The sequence below is a fragment of the Luteolibacter ambystomatis genome (assembly GCF_018137965.1).
Classification (GTDB): Bacteria; Verrucomicrobiota; Verrucomicrobiia; order Verrucomicrobiales; family Akkermansiaceae; genus Luteolibacter; species Luteolibacter ambystomatis.
The window spans coordinates 2461050-2481943 of the sequence record NZ_CP073100.1 but is presented as its reverse complement, the minus strand read 5'-3'; the positions used below and the strand labels follow the sequence as shown (position 1 = coordinate 2481943).

Below are 20894 nucleotides of genomic sequence, written 5' to 3'. Positions count from 1 at the left end.
GGTCCCATGGCAAAGTCGGAGGAGCAACACCGCCTTGTTGGCTACGGGGTCACTCGTAGATGCCCATGGAGATGTCGCCCTGGGCATTGGCCATGATGACCTCGCCGTTCAGGACGGTTTTGCCGTTTACAGTGGTTTCGCCGTTGAGCGTCGTCTTGCCTGCCACTTGGGCATTGCCCTTCAGATCGGTGTGGCCTTCCACGGCCAGCGCGGTGCCGGAGGTGGCGTCGGTGGAGGAGGGGACGACCGTGGGAGTGGTGCTGACCCAGTATTTGTTCGTCAGTGTGGTGCGGCCGTTCTTCAGCGTGGTGATGGCATTGGAATACTGCGCGGGGCTGTGGTCCGGCTCGCCGTTGCCCAGCTCGAAGAGGACCTCGTTGTCCCTCCAGGTGGTGAGATCCACGGGCGCGAGATAGAGGCCGCTGGCGGAGCGGTTGGAACTGCCCAGCACCGTGGAATAGGCCGCGGTGGCGTTGGTCATGTAACCGCTGGCGAAGGTGTAGTCTCCCTCCGCCGTGGCGAGGAGGCCGCCGATGGCCGTGGAATGCACACCCAGGGAGGTGCTGCCCTGGGGGTAGCCGGGGACGCTCATGTCCCATCCGCCGATCGCGATCGAGCCATCCCCCACCGCATAGCCGGCGCCGATCGCGGTCGCGCCCACGCCTTCCGGGATGCCATTGGTCGCGGCGAAGGAGTAGTTCCCCCCGGCGATGGCGTTCAGGGCGACCGAGTATGTTCCCAACGCGTTGGCACTGTTGCCGAGCGCCAGGCTTCCGGCTTGTTCGGCGATGCTGCCGACACCAAGGGCTGCGGAAGACATGGCGAGTGCCTGGGCATTGTCCCCCAGGGCGACGGAGCCTGTGCCGGTGGAGGATGAACTGCTCCCGAGAGCGATGGAACGGGAGCCGGTGGCATAGGCTCCGTCTCCGATCGCCAGCAGACCGCCGCCGCTCAAAGTACTACCGGTGCCGTATTGGCGGGTCAGATACTTGTTGGTGGTGAGATAGCTGCCCACGGAGGTCGGCGTCATCGCCGTCTCCGAGCCGATGGTCAGCGAGCCGCCGGGGATCACGACGTTGCCGTTCTTCAGCACCACCAGCGCGTTGGAACGCACGCTGTCGGAAGTGCCGTTGCCGATGATGAGCGAGGCATCCGAAACGGTGGCATTGTAGGTGCCGAGCGTCACGGTGCGCGTCTGGGCGATGTTGCCCTTGCCCAGCGCCCAGGACTCTGTCTGGGAGCTGGTGTTGTTGCTGCCCAGCAGCACGGAGGCCTCGTACTGGGAGAAACCCGCCGCCGTCGTGTCGATGATGTTGTATTGGCCGAGAAGGACATTCGCGCGGCCGCTGCGGGACACGCCGCGCAGGATCAGGTTCGAGTAGCCCGCGATGAACGAATCCGATTCGCTGCCGGCGGAAACCTCCGCGTTTTCATCATAGGGAGCCAGGTTGATGCCGTTGTAGGTGCCGATCACTCCGGACGTGGCGGCGTGATAGACGGAGATCGTATCGCCGGAGGCGAAGGTCTGGCGGGTGTCCGAAGACAGGAACACGTTGCTGCCCGCCGCGAGAGAGGACTTGTAAGCCTGCACCGAAAAACCGGTCGCGAGGGAGCCTTCGTCCGCATAAGTGCCGTTTCCGAAGGCGGCGGACCGGTCGGTGGCATGGCTGCCGGATCCCACCGCGATCGATTTTCCGCTCGCCTCGGAGTTGTATCCGATGGCGACGGACTTGTCACTGACGGTGTTTCCCTGGCCGAAGGCTCCGGCACCCGACGAAGCCGTGACGGTATTGGAACTGCCGATGCTCAGGTCGGTATCCGTGATTCCCCCCTTTGCCAGCGGTGGCATGGAGATGACAAGGGCCAGGGGCAGGACGGAGCGGAAGAAACGGGGTTTCATGGTGGAAAAGGAAACGGAAAACAAAGGAAACGAAGCCAAAGGCGGAGAAAGGCGACGAATCCGTGGCATATCGTTGGAGACGGCTGGTTTTGTCAACGAACCGCCCTGTGAAGAATATGTGACAAAGAATTTCCGGTATTGTGACAAACATGTCATTGGACGCCCCGTGCCATGGATGCGTTCCCCGTATGCCTGGTCCGGCCGGGGAGGCGATGATCTGCGGTAGTGTTGGCAGACGCATGCCGCCTCTGGAAGATCATCGCCTTGATGGTGAATGATATCTAACGATGCATCAGGAAATCCGGCCGGGGTGCGATGTCATGCTCGCCAAGACGCGCTCTTCCAGTCATGATCCACCGATCCTGGGCAACCATGGGATTCGCGATGCACCTCCTCGGAAGACGGAGATCCCCGCAAACCTGTGGCAATGGTCCTGTGCAAGCCTCTCCCCCCGAGCTGATGAAAATCGTCCGCAACATCACCAACCGGATCTTCAGATTCGATGTGTTCATTTCCTATTCCCGGAGCGACGGGATGACATATGCCGCGGCGCTGGAAAAGGCGCTCCATGGTTTGGGATACCGCTGTTTTCTCGATTCGAAGGAGATGCCGCCGGGCGAGGCTCTTCAGGCCTCCCTGCGGAGCGCGCTGCACCGCAGCAGCGCGCTGGTCATGATCGTGTCACCGGGCGCGCTCCGGCACAGCATCTACATGCCGCGGGAGTTCGATCATTATGTGGAAGTCTGGAAGGATCCCCGGATCATCCCGATCAGCATCGGCCGCGCTCTGGATGATGCACCGTTGGATGGAGAACTCGCGAAGCGCCTGAGGGGAAAAGCCGATGTGATTTGGATTCCCGAAAAGGAGCCCCAGTTGAGCCAAGGACCGTCCGACGAGGTTCTCGGAGCGTTGTTGGGTTCATTTGAATTTACGAAGCAGAACACGATACGCCAACGAGTGGTTTCCGCTGTGGCTGTTGTCCTCGCCATGCTGCTTGTGGTTGCGGTCCTGATGGGATGGCGGGCCGAGCAACAGAGGAAAACCGCGATCCTTGAACGCAACCGTGCCCAGCGCACGCTCAGCGAGACGGATTGCCAACAGGCCGCCCTGGCTTCGCGGAATGATCGGGATGAGGAGGCACTGGCTTTTCTCGCCCGGGCGATCGAGAGCGATCCCACCAATGAAATGGCGGCCAGCCGTCTCCTGAGCCTGCTGCTGTACCGGAACTGGCCGGCGGAAAAGTTCGCGCTCGATCACGGGGAGCCGCTGGTGGCAGGAGCGTTCAGCCCGGATGGCCGCTGGATCTTCACCGCGGGCAAGGGTGGGAGCGTGAAAGTCTGGAACGCTGTGGATGGCAGCTTGCATCACACCTTTTCCCATGGCGGACCCTTGCTGAAGGCGGCCTTCAGCCCGGATGGAATCCGTATCGCCACAGCCGGGGCAAAAGCGGTGAAGTTGTGGGACAGCCTCAGTGGCAAGCAGCTCGGCCCTGATCTGACGCACGACGAGCTCGTCACCGATGTGTCCTTCAGTCCTGCGGGTGATCTGCTTGCGACTGCTTGTGCCGGAACAAGGCAGCCTCCCAAGCCGGATGACGAGGATACCGGAAACGCTCCACCTGTTCCCGGCTATGCCCGGCTTTGGGATGCACGCACGGGAGCCGCTTCCGGAAGCAAGCTCCGCGCCGGGCAGGCTGCGAGTCTGGTCGTGTGGCATCCCACGAAGCCTGTGCTGGCACTCGGCTTCGAGGATACGATCCAACTGTGGGATGCGAAAGCCAACCAGCCGCGGTTCCCTCTCTGGGAGGTGGGCCGTACTTTTGGTCCCGTGATTTCCACCATCGCATTCGATGAACGGGGTGATCGTCTCATGGTGGCCTGTGGCAGCTATGCGGATGCTTCGGTCAAAGAAGCGGGAGTCGATGCGATCGGCTATGTGCGCCTTTGGGACACCCATACGGGCATGGCGCTTGTCGCCGAACAACAGGCGGACAGTCTGGCCTCGCGGCCGTTGTCTTGTGAAGCTTGGGTCCGTGATGCCGCGATCATCGAGAGTGGCCATAGGCAAACATCGATCCTGACGGCGGATGACAATGGGGAAGTCCGGCTTTGGTTGGACGATTTGGACGATAACGATCCGGATCGTTATCAGGTTCTTGATCGATTGAAGGCTGCCCACGAGATGCCGGTGGAGAGGATCGTGCAATGGGGGTATGGCCGGTTCATGTCCGTGGCGAATCACCGCGGAGCAGGCTTTGGTTATGCCAGGACTTGGGAAACGGCGGCTGAAGTTTACAAGGGCACTCGGGCGACCTCCCAACGGATGGAACACAAGGGGCTTGTTACAGGGGCGAGCAGGAGTGCCGATGGTGCTCTGTTGATGACTCTCGGCGACGACGGCATGGCACATGTGTGGTGGGCCGCTTCCACGGAAGCATCCTCGGAAATGCTCCACGACCCCGATGGATCCTCCGGTTCCCCTGCTGCCTCGGATTCAAATGATGGTTCGCTATCGTTCGGAGAGCCCGGCGATGAAGCGGAAAAGCCGGATTCCTCAATTAAATTTCCAGCAGACGTGCCGCTGGACTGTGCCGCGCTTCCACAGGACTTGTTGGACCAGTTGATCAACTTTCCGGCTGCCCGGGATCAGGTCCGGACCATGATCCCGATCACTTCAGATGGCATTTTCCAATACCACGCGGTTCGCTCGACGGATCGTCGCTGGCTGATTGTTGGCATGTACCGTGATGAACGAGGATCGGAAGAGGCGGTCCTATGGAATCTTCTTTCCAAAAAAACGGTAGGTCGGATTTCCACGGAACTACCCTTCAAGGATATTACATTCACCCCGGATTCGAGCGGGTTTGCGGTAGCCTCCGGGTTCAATGTCGGAGGACGGATCCGCACCTACAGCACCCGGGATTTGGCTCCTATGGGACCGCCGTTGGATGGGGCACGAAAACCCCTCCAACTTGCCTTTTCTCCCGATGGCCGCCGTCTTGCCGTTTCATTCTCGACCGATGCGATGGACAATGGAGGCAGAATCGGTGTCTTCGAGGTGGCGAGCGGTCGCCCCCTGATTGAAGCCCGCTGTTCCGCGGTTGCCCCTGCGGCGATGATGGCATTCGAAGCCGATGGCCAGCGGCTTCGCATCGGGGAGTATATCGCCTACGACACCCCGGCTCCGACCGGTTCCATGCCGGGTTGGTTGCCCGAACTCGCCCGTGTTGTAGGCCATCGGGAACTCGATGCTGCCGGGGCGGTCCAGCGCATCCGGGACGTCTCTCCGAGACTTGCCGCGCTGCGGGCGAGGGTGGAGGCGTCTCCCGATTCGCCGGTTCGCAAGATCGCGCGCTTTATTCTGGCCAGGCCGGACGAGCGGATGTTGTCACCATTCGCTCGCAAGAAGCTTCTGGCCGAGACCGGGGACAATATCAGGAGGTGGGAGAAAACAGTCATTGGGATCGGGAAGGAGTCCGATGCCTCTTTGGATAGGATCGATCTCCTCCGTGCTTCATCTGAATTGAGAGGACGTTTGTTCGGTCAAGCGGAGTTGAATCGATTGATCGACGAGGTAAACGCCGGGTTGCGGGAAAAAATCTTCGCCGACTACTCGCAGCAGATTGCAGAATGGGAACAGGAAACCGATGCCGAGACAGTGCAGCAGCATGCTTTTCATCTTCAGGAATTCCGTCATCTCTCCGAATGTGATCCGGGCCTCGTCTTGAAAATCCGAGCTCTTGAAGCCCGCCTTCCTTCACTCTCGGCTGTGACGGAGAAGGCCTCGGCAGGACTGAAGGAAGAGGAAGAGTGATTCGGATGCCGACCCGGTCATCCATGACCGGGATCGGCTCCTTTCGAGGAACCATGAAAAGGGGAGGCGATGGCCCTGCTCTCCACCCTGCGCGCGTCTTCCAGCTCCGATCACGAATGAGCGCAGGCTTCCCCAATATCACCTGAAAACCGGACACCGGCAAATCCGCAGGCTCTCCGGTTCCCGAGGTGGCGGGCGCGTACGGATATTCACCCACCCCTCATCGCGTGTATGGTATGTTAGGCAGGACGGGTGTCTTCTGTCAGTGGAGCCACCTGCCGCCCCCGTAAAAACCCCCGTCCTCCAACTGAAAGAACCTCGTCTGAAAGGACGTAAGGAAAAATTAACGACATCCGCTCCAAATGGCTTGGCAGAGGGATTTCACCGGTCCATAACAGATACTACCATGGGTCTGGAAAAGGTCAGAATCGATCGACTCACCCGGAAGCGCTTCATGCAGGTGGTGCGCGCCTTCCGGGCCTCCGATACCGGGGGGAAGGGCCAGCGCCTGTTCATCCTCCTGCTCACCCTCATGGTCGTCATCGGCGGCCTGAACGTGCTGAACAGCTACGTGGGCCGGAATTTCATGTCCGCCATCGAGCAGCGGCAGGCCGCGGAGTTCACCCAGCAGGCCATCCTCTACGTCCTCGTCTTCGCCGTCACCACCGTGGCCGCCGTGTGGTTCCGCTTCTGCGAGGAACGCCTCGGCCTGCTCTGGCGCGAGTCCCTCACCCGCACGCTCACCCGCGCCTACCTGAAGCACTCGCTGCGCAGCCACGGCATGGAAAAGGTCGCGAATCCGGACCAGCGCATCGCGGAGGACGTGAAGTCCTTCACCACCACCTCGCTCAGCTTCGTGCTGCTGATCCTGAATGGCACCTTCACCGTCATCGCCTTCTCCAGCGTGCTGTGGTCCATCAGCGCGCTGCTGTTCTTCGTCGCCGTGCTTTATGCAAGCGTGGGCACCTTCATGGCCATCCGTCTCGGCCGGCCGCTGATCGGGCTGAACTTCCGCCAGTCCGACAAGGAGGCGAACTTCCGCTCCGAGCTCGTCCACCTCCGCGAGCATGCGGATGAGGTGGCCATCACCCACAACGAGCCGCTCTTTGAAAACCGCCTCTCCCAGCGCATCGGCGACTGGGCCGCGAACGCGCGCCGCATCATCGCGGTGAACCGGAACCTCTCCTTCTTCACCACCGGCTACAACTACGGCATCCAGATCCTGCCCGCGCTCATCGTCGCGCCGCTGTTCTTCGCCGGAAAGGTCGAGTTCGGCGTCATCACCCAGTCCGCCATGGCCTTCACCACGCTGCTCGGCGCCTTCTCGCTCATCGTCACCCAGTTCCAATCCATCTCCACCTTCGCCGCCGTCATCACCCGCCTCAGCGAGCTAGCCACCTCCATTGAGAATGCCGCGGAGCGTCCGAAGAACGCCGCCATCGAGATCCGCCGCGAGCCGCGCCGCCTCCGCTTCGAGGCGCTCGATCTCCTCGCGCCGGACACCGGCCTGCCGCTCGTGCGCGGGCTGGAGCTCATCGTTCCGGAGCGTGCGAACATGCTCGTGAATGGCACCAACGGCCCCGCCCGCCATGCGCTCTTCCACCTCCTCGCCGGAGATTGGGAGCGCGGCGAGGGCGCCGTGGTCATGCCGGAGGAGAACCACCTGATGCTCCTGCCGGAGCGCCCCTATCTGCCCACCGGCACGCTGCGCCAGATCCTGCACGTGGAGGGTGGAGACTTCCGCATCAATGACCTCCGCACCAGCCAGGCCATCCGCCAGCTCGGCCTCAGCGGCACCATCACCCGCGTCGGCGGGCTCGATGTCGTCCGCGAGTGGGGCGAGGTCCTCTCCCTGGAGGAGCAGCAGCTCATCTCCTGCGTCCGCGCCATCGCCGCGAACCCGGACTTCATCATCTTCGACCGCCCCGGCACCACGCTGAAGAAGGACGAGCTCGCCCGCGTGCTCACCACCTTCCGCCGCATGGGGCAGGGGAGCGTCACCTTCGGCGGCAGCGGCGAGGCCTATGAGGTCTTCGATGCCGTGCTGAAGATCAATCCGGACGCCACCTGGACCTACGCCCCGCAGATCCGCGCCGTCCCCGAGGAACTCTTCATGGAGGACGAGGAGGACGCCCCCGTGGCCTCCACCGAGTGCCTCTACGGCCCCGCGCCCACCCATCGCCCCGCCGCCCCGACCTCTGTCGCCGAGGATGAGGACGAAGACGAGGGCAGCGCATCCCCGCCCGCCAAGCGCGCGAAGTAAGCGATGTAGGGGGAAGCTCCGCTTTCCCTCTTCGGGGATGGACTCCAGCCGTCCTCCGGCCCTCCCTCACCATCAAGCCGCCCCCCAATCGAAAGCAGAGCTTTCGACCACATCGTCCCACCGGACGAAGACGATGGCAGCGCATTCCCGCCCGCCAAGCGCGCGAAGTAAGCGATGTAGGGGGAAGCTCCGCTTTCCCTCTTCGGGGATGGACGCCACCCGTCCTCCGGCCCTCCCTTACCATCAAGCCGCCCCCCAATCGAAAGCAGAGCTTTCGACCACATCGTCCCACCGGACGAAGACGAGGGCAGCGCATCCCCGCGCGCGAAGTAAGCGATGTAGGGGGAAGCTCCGCTTTCCCTCTTCGTGGATGGACTCCAGCCGTCCTCCGGCCCTCCCTCACCATCGAGCCGCCCCCCAATCGAAAGCAGAGCTTTCGACCACATCACCTCCTGTTCAGCGGTGGCCGCGATCTTCAATTCCACGCGGAAATCGCCGCGGGCAATTTCATCTCCTTCTCCAAGGGCGCTCCGTTCCTGGTGATCTTGAGATGGATTGTCTGACCCGCCTTCTCCCGGCACAGCTCGTTCAGTGTGATCGCATGGATCGGACGCTCTCCCATTTCCGCGATCGAAGAAACCACATCCCCGATCTCCAGGCCCGCCGCCTCTCCGGTGCCTCCGCCTTTCAATCTCAAAACGGTGGGATGCCCGCCTTGATAGGCGAAGATGATTCCCAGCATCAGATCGGTTGAAACCGGCGCCTCCGGATTCTTCCGGGCCTCGTAGGCGAATCTCAGCGCGCTGCGGGACATCGCCACGTTCAGCTTCATCAAGAGCAACTCCCCGAGAATGTTTTCGACCCTGGGATTCGTGGTGACGCGGAGTCCCTTCAGGTCGATTCCCAGCAGGGTGCCCTTCAGGAAAACTCCATTCCGGACCGGATGCACCCCGTCGCTGTTCAAGGTCTTCTGGTTGTTTCCGATGGCTTGGATGAAGCCTTCCTCCACCAGCCGGTCGTATTCCCCGTCGTTGAAGCTCACGACGGAATCGGCTCCGGTATCGACGAGGAATTTCACGACCGAACCTCCCATCTCCAATTTCAAATAGGGCCGGTTGTCTTCCTCCAGGATCGGAATGCTGGTGGCATCCGGAGAGAGCCGCCAATCCCCCCGGATGATCCCGAACCGGTTGTGGTCATGATCCAGATACAAGGTGTTTCCGGCCAAGACCGGCCAGCCGATGATTCCATCCAGTTGGATTCCGAATGTTCCTTTCATCATCCCGATCTCCACGCCCGGGCGTTCAGCAGGCGGCAGTGACAGTTCGCCGAGCCTGACCTCCGGCAAGGCATAGCTGCCCTGCGCGTGCTCCTTGCTCCCTGCTTCCCGGATCATCTCACCAAGCGCCGGCCCGATCTCCCTGTCGATCAACAGCGGATATCTGCTGCCCGTATCGAAGATGAACAGGTGATCCTTCCCGGCGATCTCCGCCTGCACCAGCGGCTTGACCGGTCCCGGAGGAACGAGTCCCTCGCAAAGGATTCTCTCATCCGCCGCTTCCTCTTCCGCGCGATCGGACGCCTTCGCATGGAGTGCCGGCAACCACGACGCCGTCCAAACAACTCCAACGCAAACCGCTGGCAGCAACCGCAGGTGGAAACGCATCATGAACTCCGATGATCCCCGTTTCGGTGGGGAATGCGATTCGTTATTCCGGGATCTTGTTCTCATGGAGAACACGGCTCTTTGAAGGATTGGCCGAAACGAAGGCCGCTCGTGTGAGGTGAAGCGGAATCGGTGGCAACAGGCGCAGCCTGAGAAATCTCCGGATGGATCCCGCGGGAATGGCTTACCTCAGCCCCTCGACGTCGCTGTAATTGATGCGGGTCTCTCCCTCCGGCGCGCCGTATTGGGCTGCGATGGAAGAGTACGCTATCAAAACCGCTTGGCGGATAGGTCTTTCCGGCGATGCCGATCACGCCGCTATTCCGGCGCTTTTCCTTCCCAGGCCGAAGGTGCTGCGGGCAGTTCCAACCGCACAACTTTCGGAGAGCCCTGGTTTGAAAGGTGGAGCGTCAGCGATTTCCCGGCTTGCTTCCGGCATACTTCATAAAGATTGGAGAGGTTGAGAGGCTTGTCCCCGAATTCATCGATGGACTTGATCTCATCCCGCTCCGCCAGTCCTGCATTGTCCGCCGGACCGCCTTTTTTGATCTTCGCAATCACGGCATGGCCATCGCGATAGACGATGAACGCTCCGGCCATCCTCGGCAATTGGACGGGTGGCTCGGGATTGGCTCTCACGCTGCATGAAAATACCGAAGGGCTGTTCGAGATGGAATAGTTCAACTTGAGCAGAAAAACCAATCCCACGGCGCAGACATCACTGGCATTGGATGCCACCGGCAGTCCCTTGAGATCCACGCCCCAGATCGTCCCCCGGGTGAACATGCCGCTCTTCGCGGATCGGATGCCGCCCACCGATACCTGTTTCTCCCCCTCGTTGAAGGTCTGAATATAGCCTTCCGCCTCCAGTCGTTCGAACTCCGCCTTCGACAGGCCCACGCATCCGTTGTCGCCGGTATCGATCACGAATGGAATCTCACTATCGCCCACCTTTGCCCGGACTTGGGGGAGGCCCAGTGGTTCCTCCACCTCCACCGGGAGGGACAGTTGCGGATGTGAAAGTCCCGCCTTGCCCTCGCGGATCTCCAACGAATGCGCATCATTGTCGATGACGAGCGTCCTGCCCTTGAGGCTTTCCCAGCCGACAACTCCCAGCACCGGCATGCCCGTGACAAACCGCATGCTACTGAGATCGATCGCCGATCTCTCGCTTTCAGGGAGGACCAGATGGCCGATCCTGACCTCCGGTATCTTGTAAACGGCCCCCTGGACCTCGCGATTAACCTGAACGGGATTGAGAGCCGGCCCCAACGTCTTGGCTACACTTTCCTCGAAGGTCAGAGCCCGCCGGGCACCGGTATCCACAATGAGTGCCACATCTTCGTCCCGCAGCTTCGCCTTCACGAAGAAATGACAGGGATCGGGAGAGAGGGAGCTTCGGTATAGCTCCTGTTTGTCCTTCTCCGCTGTCGCTGTCGCGTCCGTTGCCGCTTGTGCGATGAACGCACCATGGCCCCAAACTGCAAGCAGCGCGGCGAAACCCGCTTGCGCGATCAAGCCCAGCAACGGCAGGCACAAGTCATGAGCTCTCCGGAAGAACGCCGCGTGGCCGGTGATCATCACTTGGATTGGGGTGCGTCGAAGTTCCAGGCGTCCACCGCGGCAGTGAGAGGAAGCTGGATCGTGAGCGGCTGGCCATCGCGCCTGACGCGGAGGGTCACCGGTTTGCCAGCATGCTTTAGGCACAGATCGTATAGCTTGAAGCAGTCCAACGGACCGTCGCCCAGTTCGTCAATCTTTTCGACGCGGTCTCCGGGTTTGAATCCCGCCTTCTCCGCATTGGATTCGGGCTTGATGCGGGCAACCACGCCTTGGCCATGATCGTAGATGAAGATGATCCCGAGCATGAGCTGTTCGGAGATCGGGTGTGGGGGATTTTTCCGGATGGAGTAACTGAAGCGTGAAGGTTCCAGCGATAGCGCGACGTTGAGTTTTTTGAGAAACAGCATGCCGACCACGTCGTAACCGTGGGGATCGGTCGTGACGCTGAGGCCGGTGAGATCGACGCCCAGCAGTGAACCTTTGAGAAAGTAGCCGGTCTCTGTCTGATATTCTCCTTCAATCCTCGCCACCCTTCCTCCTGATGTCCTGCGGACGAAACCTGCCTCCACGAGATCACCAAAGTGCGATGAGGAAATGATGAAAGTGTCGTTGAAGCCGGTATCAATGAGCCACGCATGATCCTTGCCGTTCAGCGGAGCGCGGAAGCTTGGCGTATTGTGTTCGATCGTTACCGGAAGTGTGGCTTGCGCGCCGGGGAGAGGCACCGCTCCATTCAGGATGCGCAATTTTCCTGCATCGTGATCGAGTTGCAGGGTGCGCCCTTGAAGGGCCTTCCACCCCAGGTATCCGAAGAAGTCCACGCCCATCGGGCCTCTCAGGTTGCTGAAATCATAGGCGGGAGTGACGGCCGCTGGAATCTTGAGTTTGCCTACCGTCGCCTCCGGGATGAAGTAATTCCGTCCCTTGAATTCGGTTCGTTTGACCTGCGCTTCCCCGGGGGCTTCCTTGAATGGCTTCGCTGCCGCCAGATCGGCCAGCAGGGTAGCCTCCGCGCCGGTGTCGATGATCAGCGGATAGTTCTTTCCCGCCACCCCGATTTCACCCACTAGAATCGCCGGGCCATCGGGAATCCGGTTCTCATAGAGCACCCGGCTTTCCGTGGTTTTGTCCGCAGCGAAGGCCGTTTGCGCGATCAAGCCAAGCAACGGCAAGCGCAGACGAAGTGCTTTTCGTTTGGATGTCGATTGGCCGATCATACTCACTTCACTTCGCTGGAACCGGCGACCGGTTCCATGAATCCACCAGTGCGGTCAGCGGCAGCGGGACCGTGAGCGGTTGGCCATCGCGCTTGATGCGGAGGGTCACCGGCTTCTCCGCATATTTCCGGCACAGATCGAACATCTTGAAGGCATCCAGCGGCACGTCTCCCAATTCGTCGATCCGCTCCACCCGGTCTCCGGGCTTCAATCCCAGCTTCTCCGCATTCGATCCAGGCCGGATGCGTTCGATCACGCCCTGGCCTTTGTCATAGGTGAAGATGATCCCCATCATGATCGTCTCGGAGATCGGCGGCACGGGGTTTTTCCGAAGAGTGTAGCTGAAGCGCGAGGGCTCGATGGAAATGAGCAGGTTCATTTTCCGGAAAAACGTCATGCCAAGAACGTCATAGTCCCGTGGTTCGGTGGTGACACTCAAGCCAGCCAGATCCACTCCCAGGAGTTTCCCTTTATTGAAGTAACCGGTTCGCATCGTACGCGTTTCCCCGATTCTCGTGACCGCCCCCGGATTTCTCTCCCGAATGAACCCGTCCGCAACGAGCCGCTCGAAATTTGCCTGCGAAACCATGATGGTGTCATTGAAGCCGGTATCGATTTGCCAGGACTCTTCCTTTCCAGCGAGCGTGGCATGGATATTCGGCAAATTATGCTCGAAAGTCATCGGCAGCGTGATCCACCCGGCGGGAGGATCGCCCGGGCCTTCGAAGATACGGAAACGTCCCGCATCGTGATCGAGCTCGAGACTCTTTCCCTTCAATGCCTCCCATCCCAGGATACAAAAGGGACCGGTGCCCAGCGAGTTTCTGATGGAAGTGAGATCATACGCCGGAAATACCGAGGCAGGGAATTTCAAACCGCCCACGGTGGCCGCAGGGATGGAATACTTCCACCCCTTGAAGTTGCTATACTTGATGCGGGTCTCTTCCATCGGCGCGCCGTATTGGGCTGCGATGGAAGAGTCCGCTATCAAAACCGCTTCCGCTCCAACATCGACCATGAGCGGATGGGCTTTTCCGTCGATGCTGATTTCACCGAACAACACCGCCGGTCCATCGGGAATCCGGTTCTCATAGAGAAACCGGCTTTCCGTGAAATTGGACTCGGCGAAGCTGATTCCAACAACGCCAAGCCATACGGCCAGTATGGATCGGATGAAAAGATGCATGACGGAATGTATGTGCCTCAATCGAATGTCGCCCGATACGTCACACCCACATCATTGCTGTTGGAGTGCGAGGAGCTCGATCCCAATACGCTTTCGAGGTAGAACTGCAAGCCGTTAGCTTGGAAATCGACGGCTTTTCCAGTTGGATTCTCATTCAGCAGTCCGAAGTTCAGATTGAACGTGGTCGTGCCATCGTCAAAGGAGCCGGGGCCCCAGGTTTGCTTGGCTTGCAGGCCGAGCATCGTGAACATGTCCGGCACGATCGTGGAGTCCACAAGCGTGATCTTGGCGACCGCGTCGAACTTGATCGAGGGATTCATGTTGATGTCGGGAATCGTGGCAGTGAGGCCGGTCTGGAACTGGACGTTGAGACCGTCCCGCTCTGCGATCGCGCCGATGGTGAGTCCCACTGCAACCGAGGCGTTCGGATTGTCGAAATTGCCGTCGATCACCGGAGAGGTGTAGGCCGCGGAGACCGCCGGGGTGATCAGCCCGGAGAAATTGAAGCCGCCGATGTCTTCGGCCAGGCCGGACTTGAACGTCTTCTTGAAGCCGACACCGAGGCTGGCGGTACCGACCGGGTTGTTAAAGGCGTCCTTGAACTGGAACGAGGCTGTCGCATCCGCCTGACCAGCCGCCGTCACCAACGATGGGTTCGCCTTGATGGTGATCGAGGTCGGGGTCGTGGAGACGATGGTGATCGGCAGGCTCGTGGTCTGCTCCACGGAGACGATTGGCGTGGTGAAGGTGTTTTGGTAGTCCACCTCAAGCACGCCATAGTCATCGGCGTGGGGGTTGTTCAGTTCGACGAGGGCATCGAGGAACTGGATGAAGGCGGGGGCGCTGCTGGAGGATGAGCTGGAGGAGCTGCTTGGAGGCATAGTGGTGGTGTGGTTTGTGTGTTGTTTGGTTTGTTGTCGCTTGCGACGGGGGATAGCCGACACCCGATGACGGGCGGCGTCATCCGCATCGGGCGGACTAGTAGCGCGAGGCTCCCGCCTTGCGTGCGGGGAAGATGGCTTTGCGGGTGATGCAACCCTTGCCCGCGAAGCCCCGCCAGAAACACGCGAAGGAGGACCTTCGCGCTACTATGCCTGCGGCGCGCGCCGCTAGTCCGCCCGGGCCGCTCGCCGCGGGTGGAAGGCGGAGGCAGGAAGGCGCTGCAATCCAAACCATGAGCAACAAACCAATCTCACGCGTCTTCGTCCACGGCTTCCCGGGTCTCTACGGCGGGGCTAGTACCGAGCTCCACCACCAGATCCTCATCTGGCTGGAGATGGGGCTGGAGGTCCACCTCATCCCCATGTGGCACCCCGCGCATGAGCCGCTGCTGCCCGAGATGCGGGAAAAGGGCGTGGTCATTCACGGGCCGAACGATTTCACCGCGCTGCGGCCCGGCGATCCGCTGCTGAACTTCTGCAGCGGGGAATTCCTGGAGGCCCTGCCGGAGATCCGCAGGCACACGCGCCGCACCGTCTTCGCCAACTGCATGACGTGGCTCTTCGACAAGGAGAAGGAGGCGATGGCGGACGGCCGGATCGCGATGTTCCTCTATCAGAACGAGGCCGTGCGGCAGAAGCACATGCCGGAGCTGCGCGCGCTCAATAGTGATCCGGACATCCGCTTCCGCACCTTCAAGGCCTACTTCGACCAATCGCGCTTTCCCTTCATCGCGGAGCGTGACAGCGGCACCTTCGGCTGCGGCCGGATCTCGCGGCAGGATGCGGACAAGTTCGCGGCCAACACGCTGCACATCTACGAAACCTTCGTCTCCCCCGTGCCGAAGCGCGGCCTGTTCCTCGGCTTCGACCGCCGCAGCGAGGAAAAAATCGGCAAGCCGTACGACTGGATCCGCACCGCGCACGATCACCACGTGGTCCCGCAGCAGGACTTCTACAAGCACTGCGGCATCATCCTCCAGCCCACGGACACCACGGAAAACTGGCCGCGCATCGGCTTCGAGGCCATGGCCAGCGGCAGCGTGCTGATCGTGGACAACCGCGGCGGCTGGCAGCAGATCGTGGAGCACGGGAAGACCGGCTGGCTGTGCGACCATGAGCGTGACTTCATCTACTACGCGAGCCGTATGGCGTATGAGCCGCGGCTGCGCGCGGAGATGGCGGAGGCGGCGCGCCTGCGCGGGCTGGAGCTCGGCGGCCTGGAGGCATCCAAGGCGAGCTGGCAGGCGGTCTTCGAGGAACTCGCGGAACTTCCGGAATGATGAGCACGCCCGCCTACGACTTCCGCCACTGGGACGGACGCCCGCCGAAGGTCTCCTGCCTCTGCCCCACCTACGGCCGCCCGCATCTGATCGGCGAGGCCATCGGGTCCTTCCTGCGCCAGGATTATCCCGGTGAAAAGGAGCTCATCGTCCTGAACGATCACCCGGAGATGCCGCTCTCCGGTGAATGGCCCGGCGTCACCCTCGTGAATCTGACAGAACGCTGCGGCTCGCTCGGCGGGAAGCGCAACCAGCTCGCCGCGCTCGCCACCGGCGATGTCTTCCTGCCGTGGGACGATGATGACATCTGCCTCCCGCACCGGATCTCCGTGACCATCGCGCGCATGCGGAACCGCCATTACTTCAAGCCCACCGACCTGTGGTGGTGGACCGGCCACGGCGCGGAATTCCACCAAGGCGCGATGGCCCACGCCATGGCCGGCTACAGCCGCACCCTTTTCGATGCCTGCGGCGGCTATCCCTTGATCGATGCCGGAGAGGACCAGGGATTCGACCACTGCGTGAAACGCCTCGGCCTGTGGGACAGCGCCGCCCTCGATCGCGATGAGGCCTTCTACATCTACCGCATGAACCACGTCCGCACCTATCACGTCTCCGGCTACGGCTACGGCCGCGGCTGGGACGAATGCGCCGCCCATGTCGCGGAGACGGTGCAGCCGGGCATGAAAGCCATCACCGCGGAGTGGTCGTTGCCCTATGACCGCATCATCGCCGCACACATCGCGGAGGAGCGCGCGCCGCTCACCCCGCGTCCCGGAGAGCCGCTGCTGTCCGTGTGCGTGAGCGTGAAGAACCGCTCGCGAGTCCCGCACGCTGGCGGCTCGCTCGATCTCTTCCCGCGCTGCGTCGCCTCGCTCGCGCGGGTGGCGGAAACGCTCGGCCCCATCGAGCTCGTCGTCGCGGACTTCGGCTCGGACGATCACCCGCTCGGGCAATGGATCGGCGAAGCGGGCAGGGGACTGCACATCCGGCTCATCCACGCCGATGGTCCGTTCTCCCGTGGGCGCGGCCTCAATCTCGCGGCCTCCCACGCCAGCAGCGAGTCACTCTTCCTCTGCGATGCCGACCTGCTCGTCACGCCCGCCGCGATCGAGGAAGGCTTGCGCGCGCTTGCGAAGGGCGCCGCCTCGTTCCCGGTCATCCGGCATCTTGCCGCGGATGGCTCGATGGCCGCCGCTGGCGTGGACGGCTACGGCATCGCCTTCGTCACGCGCGGTCTTTTCCGTGCGGCGGGCGGCGTGCCGGAGTTTCACAGTTGGGGAGGGGAGGACAATCTCTTCCACCAGCGCGTCTCCAGCCTCGCCCCCGTCCGCCGCGAGGCCACCGATGCCATTCTCCACCAGTGGCACCCGGAGGAAGTCCGCGATTGCTACTATATGAATCGTAGGCGCTCCGACTATGAGCAAAGCGCCCGCGATCCAAACGCGCCGCTGGACATTCCCGCCGCCGTTTCCGCCCTCCCGGAAACCACCCGCGTCCTGCACGCCGTCCATCCGCACTGGTCCGGATTCATCCACCTCCTGCGCGATGGACGCTTCCTCCGCGCCGGCCACGATGGCGGCATGTATGAGGAGTGCGGCACCGGCCTCACTCTGAAGTGGGACCATTGGCCGCCGGAGACCTTCCAGCGCGCGAATGATGCCGCACCCTTCACTGTCCGCGAGATCCGGCTGTGGTAGCCACCGGCCCTCGCGGTTCCGTCCCATCCCCCTCGGTCTGCTCCGCTCGTCACAAGCGCTCGACTTTCACCATCGTGGTATCCCATCCTGTGGAGCCTCATCCATCCGTGATATCATGAAGCTTCTCCCCGTCCTCATCCTCGCAGGAGTCCTCGCCACGGCGGGACTCGCCTGGCATTTCCTCCGCCCTGCGCCCGCTCCTGATCAAGATGGCAAGGTCGATTCCGCCAGCGGTATCAAGCTGCCCGCAAGGCAGGAAACGTTGGAGAAGATCCGCGCCGCTGCGGTCAAGGCACGATTGGAAACACTGCGTGAGGCCAGGGACATGCCAGGTCCCGCTGGCAGCGATCTCGCCAGTCTCTGCCTGGATGCATCCATGGCCGGAATCCCCGGCGGGGAAATCGAAGCCGCCCGTGACAAGGGCTGGGAGGAAGGCGACAAGCTCTGGGCGCAGGAGAAGAAAGCAAAGGAGTAGAATGCCTCCAAGCCTCCGCCTTCATCAGAGAGTTGAGCCTTGAGACGAGGAGGGCCTTCCCAATGGGCGGGGCCCATGGTGCTGCTTTCCTATCCAACTGCTATCGGGCGCGGTGTTCCCGCCACCTGTCACGGCCGCGTGTAGTAGTTGCCGATCTTCAGCGCTTGCATGGTGCTGTTGTTGAAGTGGATCTCCAGCGAGTAGTTCCGATTTCTCTCCTCGGCGGCGAAGGCCGCGTTCACTCCATTGCGCGTGGCCGTCATGTTTGGAGCGTGGGCTGCCTTGTGGCCTCCCCACGAATACACGTTCCTGATGTTGTAGCGGTCCACCATGTCCTGCAGGTGGGCGCCGCCGCCAAACCTGCTTTTGAAGGAAACGAAATCCTCCAGCCCGCTGCGTCCCAGGATCTCCTGGAAGGAAAAGGAGCATTCATCGCCCAGCCCCTCCAGCACTTCGGCCGCGCTGAGTTCGATCACACGCTTATCGTTGTTCTTGAGAATGATGCGGTTCACCTGCTGGAGCACCACCGCCGTGGGGAACTGCACCTCCGGATAGTATTCCTTGTGGAAATGGGTGTGCTCGTAGTTGGCGGCTCCCGCCGTGCTTTCCCCCAGCGCGCTCTCCTTGTAGGCCCTCAGCCGCGCCGCTGGCTTTTTCACATAGGACATGAGGTCCAGTGGCGGCAGCTCCAGATCGTCCGTCCTCATGGCGGCGAGTTCATCCAGCGAGGCCAGCTCCGTCCTTCTCGCCCTTGAGCGGGCTTCATCCATCTTTTCCTGGGATTCCTTCCGCTTCGTCTTCAGGAAAAACGCCCCGTTGTCCGAGAACCACGATTCCGGGATCTTCTCGAACCGGGAAACCTCATCCATCCGCTGGTTCCACGCCAGCCATGCCTGATAGTAGCGCTCCAGGTGGATATCCCGTTCCTCCTCCAGTGCCCGCTGCTGCTTCAGATACTTCGCCACCTTGCTGAACGCGATCTGCGGCAGGGTCACGATCCGCTGGGTCTGGAACTCACTGATCGGGCAATCCGCGGGCACGGTCTCGGAGAACGCGGTGGACACGACCGCGCGGATCGCATAGAAGTCCGCCGGATCGACCGTCCCCAGCTTCGCCGTGATCGACTTGTTGCCTTGGATGCCATCCTCGTAGGTCTGGATGTCATAGCTGTAGCGGATCTTCTGGCTCGCCATGCTTTTGGCAAAGTCCGCCGCGCCGGACACCGGCCCGTAGCTCGCCTCCAGCGCGGTTTTCAGCGAGGATGCCTGGGATTCGCTGGAGGTCTGGAAATTGATCACCACGATCACTTTCGCCGAGCGTGTGAGGCCTGTCACCACCTCCGTGCCTGCCGTCTCGTAGAAGGCCTCCGCATTGTCCGCGGTCACAGCCTGCTGGAGATACTCCAGCCCTTGTGCGGACAATTTCAAGTCTCCGCCCACGGACTCCGTTACGTAGGTTTTCTCCGCGCTGATCACGCACACCACGTTACGCTTGGAGAATCCGCCGCTCTTCGAGATGCCGGCCGATGCCTTTCCCTTGAACAGCTTCCACTTTGCGGAGGCGCTGTAATTCTGCCGGGATGAGGAGTAGAACTGGCTGTAGTCATCCGCGAACTGGAAGCTGAAGCGGATGGTTCCCGCGGGCGAACCCTTCGGCGTTTCCTTGAACTCGAAGAAGCCGTTGCTGGTGATGTCCTCGAATGGCCGCGCCTTGTCAAAGCTCTTGCCCAGCTCGATCTTCATGCCGGGGTGATAGAAGTAGGCGTCCGCGGCGGCCGGCTCGCTCAGCATGGCGCAAGAGACAAATCCCAAAATCAAGGGCAGGTGGCGTGATCTCATCGGATGGGGGGAATTGGTATGAAAATTGTTAGAAATTCGATGGAACGACATTGCAGCGGTTTTTGTCAATTTGCATCCTGTGCGCCGTGCTTCCGCGCTGGTCCGGATTCATCCACCTCCTGCTGGATGTCCGTTTGCTCCGCGCCGGACGCGGCGGCGTAGCAGGGCCAGCCCGGCGACCATTCCCAGGATGGGAACCGAGGGCTCGGGAACATTGGCGATCCTGCCGAGACTGGTTCCCTGGCTGTTGCTGACAAAGGCCGGTCCTTCGAACAGGGTCGGGGTGAGGGATAGGTCGCCCGATCCGAAAGAGATCAGGGAGCCGAGCCTGTAGGTATGGGCCACGATGGTGAATACGTCTCCCTCGGAAATGGGGATCGCTTCAATGAATGCGAAACCTCCGTCCCTCGGCATCATGTCTCCGGATGGCCCCCAACTGTAGAAGAAACCGACAACATTGGACAACTGGATGGTGCCCCCGTTGATTTGATAATAAATTCCATCGGGAGGAAACAACTGTGTCGTGGCCGTTCCTCCCGGATCACCCGGCAGCCAATCGTCAAAAACCAGGAAGCGGATCTCGCTGGCCTGCTGGATCTGGAAGCTGATGTCGGCGGTGAAGGTCAGTTCCGGCAGGGGCGTGTCACCTTCCGCCACACCATGCTCCCAATCCCCGGTGGTGACGATGGCGGCCTTGGCCGGAGGCGCGTCAAGGGATAGGGAAACCACGCCGATGATGAGGATCAGGATTGTTTTCACGGAGATATTCCCTACAGCTTTTCGGTCCTGCGGATATGAAAAATGAACAAAATGATCATGTCATTTTTGTTTCATTAAATGCTGTTGATGAATGATTTATCTTTCGGGTCGGCGTGGGTGTCGTGATGGCTGGAGACTCCGTGTGGCGTTCATTCGCCGGTGGGTCCGGGGCTGGCAGGTTCGTTCGCCAGACCTCCGTCTCCTCTCCCGGATTCACCCCATCTTCACACACAGTTCATGCATTCCGCACGATGGCCCTGCATGTCTTTCCTTATCCGCCCATTCCGCTTGAC

At 61.3% G+C, this 20894-nt stretch carries 14 protein-coding genes and 2 pseudogenes; 7 read left to right on the top strand and 9 right to left on the bottom strand.

Annotated features, from left to right (window positions below):
* Positions 1–49: 49 nt before the first annotated feature.
* Positions 50–1900, bottom strand: a complete 1851-nt coding sequence (locus tag KBB96_RS09490) for a hypothetical protein (protein ID WP_211634456.1) — start codon at positions 1898–1900, stop codon at positions 50–52.
* Between the two features lie 315 nt (positions 1901–2215).
* Between KBB96_RS09490 and KBB96_RS21320 the strand changes: the two are divergent.
* Positions 2216–2680, top strand: a pseudogene (locus KBB96_RS21320) (toll/interleukin-1 receptor domain-containing protein); the annotation flags it as partial.
* Positions 2681–2818: 138 nt separating this feature from the next.
* On the opposite strand, the gene KBB96_RS20990 reads toward KBB96_RS21320, so the two are convergent.
* Positions 2819–3157, bottom strand: a complete 339-nt coding sequence (locus tag KBB96_RS20990; protein WP_226373728.1) for a hypothetical protein — start codon at positions 3155–3157, stop codon at positions 2819–2821.
* Between KBB96_RS20990 and KBB96_RS21315 the strand changes: the two are divergent.
* The 3 genes and pseudogenes from KBB96_RS21315 to KBB96_RS09480 form a co-directional block, all read left to right on the top strand.
* A pseudogene (locus tag KBB96_RS21315) lies at positions 3086–3238 on the top strand (hypothetical protein); the annotation flags it as partial. The gene KBB96_RS20990 and the pseudogene KBB96_RS21315 sit on opposite strands and share 72 nt — an antisense overlap.
* 390 nt (positions 3239–3628) lie before the next feature.
* Entirely contained in the window at positions 3629–5713 is a 2085-nt protein-coding gene (locus tag KBB96_RS20980; RefSeq protein WP_226373727.1) for a WD40 repeat domain-containing protein, read from the top strand.
* Between the two features lie 406 nt (positions 5714–6119).
* On the top strand, positions 6120–7976 hold the full coding sequence (locus tag KBB96_RS09480) for an ABC transporter ATP-binding protein/permease (RefSeq protein WP_211634454.1): 1857 nt from the start codon (positions 6120–6122) through the stop codon (positions 7974–7976).
* A 475-nt stretch (positions 7977–8451) separates the two neighbouring features.
* Here KBB96_RS09480 and KBB96_RS09475 read toward each other — a convergent pair whose 3' ends face one another.
* The 5 genes from KBB96_RS09475 to KBB96_RS09455 form a co-directional block, all read right to left on the bottom strand.
* A complete protein-coding gene (locus KBB96_RS09475; protein ID WP_211634453.1) occupies positions 8452–9645 on the bottom strand; it encodes an aspartyl protease family protein in 1194 nt (397 codons plus the stop codon).
* A 315-nt stretch (positions 9646–9960) separates the two neighbouring features.
* Complete coding sequence (locus KBB96_RS09470) at positions 9961–11223, bottom strand: hypothetical protein (RefSeq protein WP_211634452.1); 1263 nt, start codon at positions 11221–11223, stop codon at positions 9961–9963.
* The gene (locus KBB96_RS09465; RefSeq protein ID WP_211634451.1) at positions 11223–12377 is read right to left on the bottom strand and encodes a PDZ domain-containing protein; all 1155 of its coding nucleotides are present in this window, start codon (positions 12375–12377) and stop codon (positions 11223–11225) included. Before KBB96_RS09465 ends, KBB96_RS09470 begins: the two co-directional genes overlap by 1 nt.
* Positions 12378–12429: 52 nt before the next feature.
* Positions 12430–13608, bottom strand: a complete 1179-nt coding sequence (locus KBB96_RS09460; RefSeq protein ID WP_211634450.1) for a S41 family peptidase — start codon at positions 13606–13608, stop codon at positions 12430–12432.
* Between the two features lie 17 nt (positions 13609–13625).
* A complete protein-coding gene (locus KBB96_RS09455) occupies positions 13626–14489 on the bottom strand; it encodes an Ig-like domain-containing protein (RefSeq protein WP_211634449.1) in 864 nt (287 codons plus the stop codon).
* A 293-nt stretch (positions 14490–14782) separates the two neighbouring features.
* Here KBB96_RS09455 and KBB96_RS09450 point away from each other — a divergent pair, with 293 nt between their 5' ends.
* The 3 genes from KBB96_RS09450 to KBB96_RS09440 all read left to right on the top strand — a co-directional run bounded on the left by KBB96_RS09450 (position 14783) and on the right by KBB96_RS09440 (position 18004).
* Complete coding sequence (locus KBB96_RS09450; protein WP_211634448.1) at positions 14783–15829, top strand: glycosyltransferase; 1047 nt, start codon at positions 14783–14785, stop codon at positions 15827–15829.
* Positions 15826–17529 (top strand): glycosyltransferase, encoded by a 1704-nt coding sequence (locus KBB96_RS09445; RefSeq protein ID WP_211634447.1) that lies wholly within the window; start codon positions 15826–15828, stop codon positions 17527–17529. The genes KBB96_RS09450 and KBB96_RS09445 overlap by 4 nt, the downstream gene beginning before the upstream one ends.
* 115 nt (positions 17530–17644) lie before the next feature.
* Positions 17645–18004, top strand: coding sequence for a hypothetical protein (locus KBB96_RS09440; protein WP_211634446.1), 360 nt, complete (start codon positions 17645–17647; stop codon positions 18002–18004).
* A 128-nt stretch (positions 18005–18132) separates the two neighbouring features.
* Here the strand turns inward: KBB96_RS09440 and KBB96_RS09435 are convergent, their stop codons facing one another.
* Positions 18133–19794 (bottom strand): hypothetical protein, encoded by a 1662-nt coding sequence (locus KBB96_RS09435; RefSeq protein ID WP_211634445.1) that lies wholly within the window; start codon positions 19792–19794, stop codon positions 18133–18135.
* 156 nt (positions 19795–19950) lie between these two features.
* The gene (locus tag KBB96_RS09430; RefSeq protein WP_211634444.1) at positions 19951–20601 is read right to left on the bottom strand and encodes a hypothetical protein; all 651 of its coding nucleotides are present in this window, start codon (positions 20599–20601) and stop codon (positions 19951–19953) included.
* Between the last annotated feature and the right edge of the window lie 293 nt (positions 20602–20894).

What these genes read in the sequence shown, in the direction of transcription:
- KBB96_RS09445 (WP_211634447.1), top strand. Translation starts at nt 15,826, where the DNA reads ATGATGAGCACGCCCGCCTACGACTTCCGCCACTGGGACGGACGCCCG.
- KBB96_RS09480 (WP_211634454.1), top strand. Translation starts at nt 6,120, where the DNA reads ATGGGTCTGGAAAAGGTCAGAATCGATCGACTCACCCGGAAGCGCTTC.
- KBB96_RS09475 (WP_211634453.1), bottom strand. Translation starts at nt 9,645, where the DNA reads ATGATGCGTTTCCACCTGCGGTTGCTGCCAGCGGTTTGCGTTGGAGTT.
- KBB96_RS09455 (WP_211634449.1), bottom strand. Translation starts at nt 14,489, where the DNA reads ATGCCTCCAAGCAGCTCCTCCAGCTCATCCTCCAGCAGCGCCCCCGCC.
- KBB96_RS09490 (WP_211634456.1), bottom strand. Translation starts at nt 1,900, where the DNA reads ATGAAACCCCGTTTCTTCCGCTCCGTCCTGCCCCTGGCCCTTGTCATC.
- KBB96_RS09470 (WP_211634452.1), bottom strand. Translation starts at nt 11,223, where the DNA reads ATGATCACCGGCCACGCGGCGTTCTTCCGGAGAGCTCATGACTTGTGC.
- KBB96_RS09460 (WP_211634450.1), bottom strand. Translation starts at nt 13,608, where the DNA reads ATGCATCTTTTCATCCGATCCATACTGGCCGTATGGCTTGGCGTTGTT.
- KBB96_RS09435 (WP_211634445.1), bottom strand. Translation starts at nt 19,794, where the DNA reads ATGCTGAGCGAGCCGGCCGCCGCGGACGCCTACTTCTATCACCCCGGC.
- KBB96_RS09450 (WP_211634448.1), top strand. Translation starts at nt 14,783, where the DNA reads ATGAGCAACAAACCAATCTCACGCGTCTTCGTCCACGGCTTCCCGGGT.
- KBB96_RS09440 (WP_211634446.1), top strand. Translation starts at nt 17,645, where the DNA reads ATGAAGCTTCTCCCCGTCCTCATCCTCGCAGGAGTCCTCGCCACGGCG.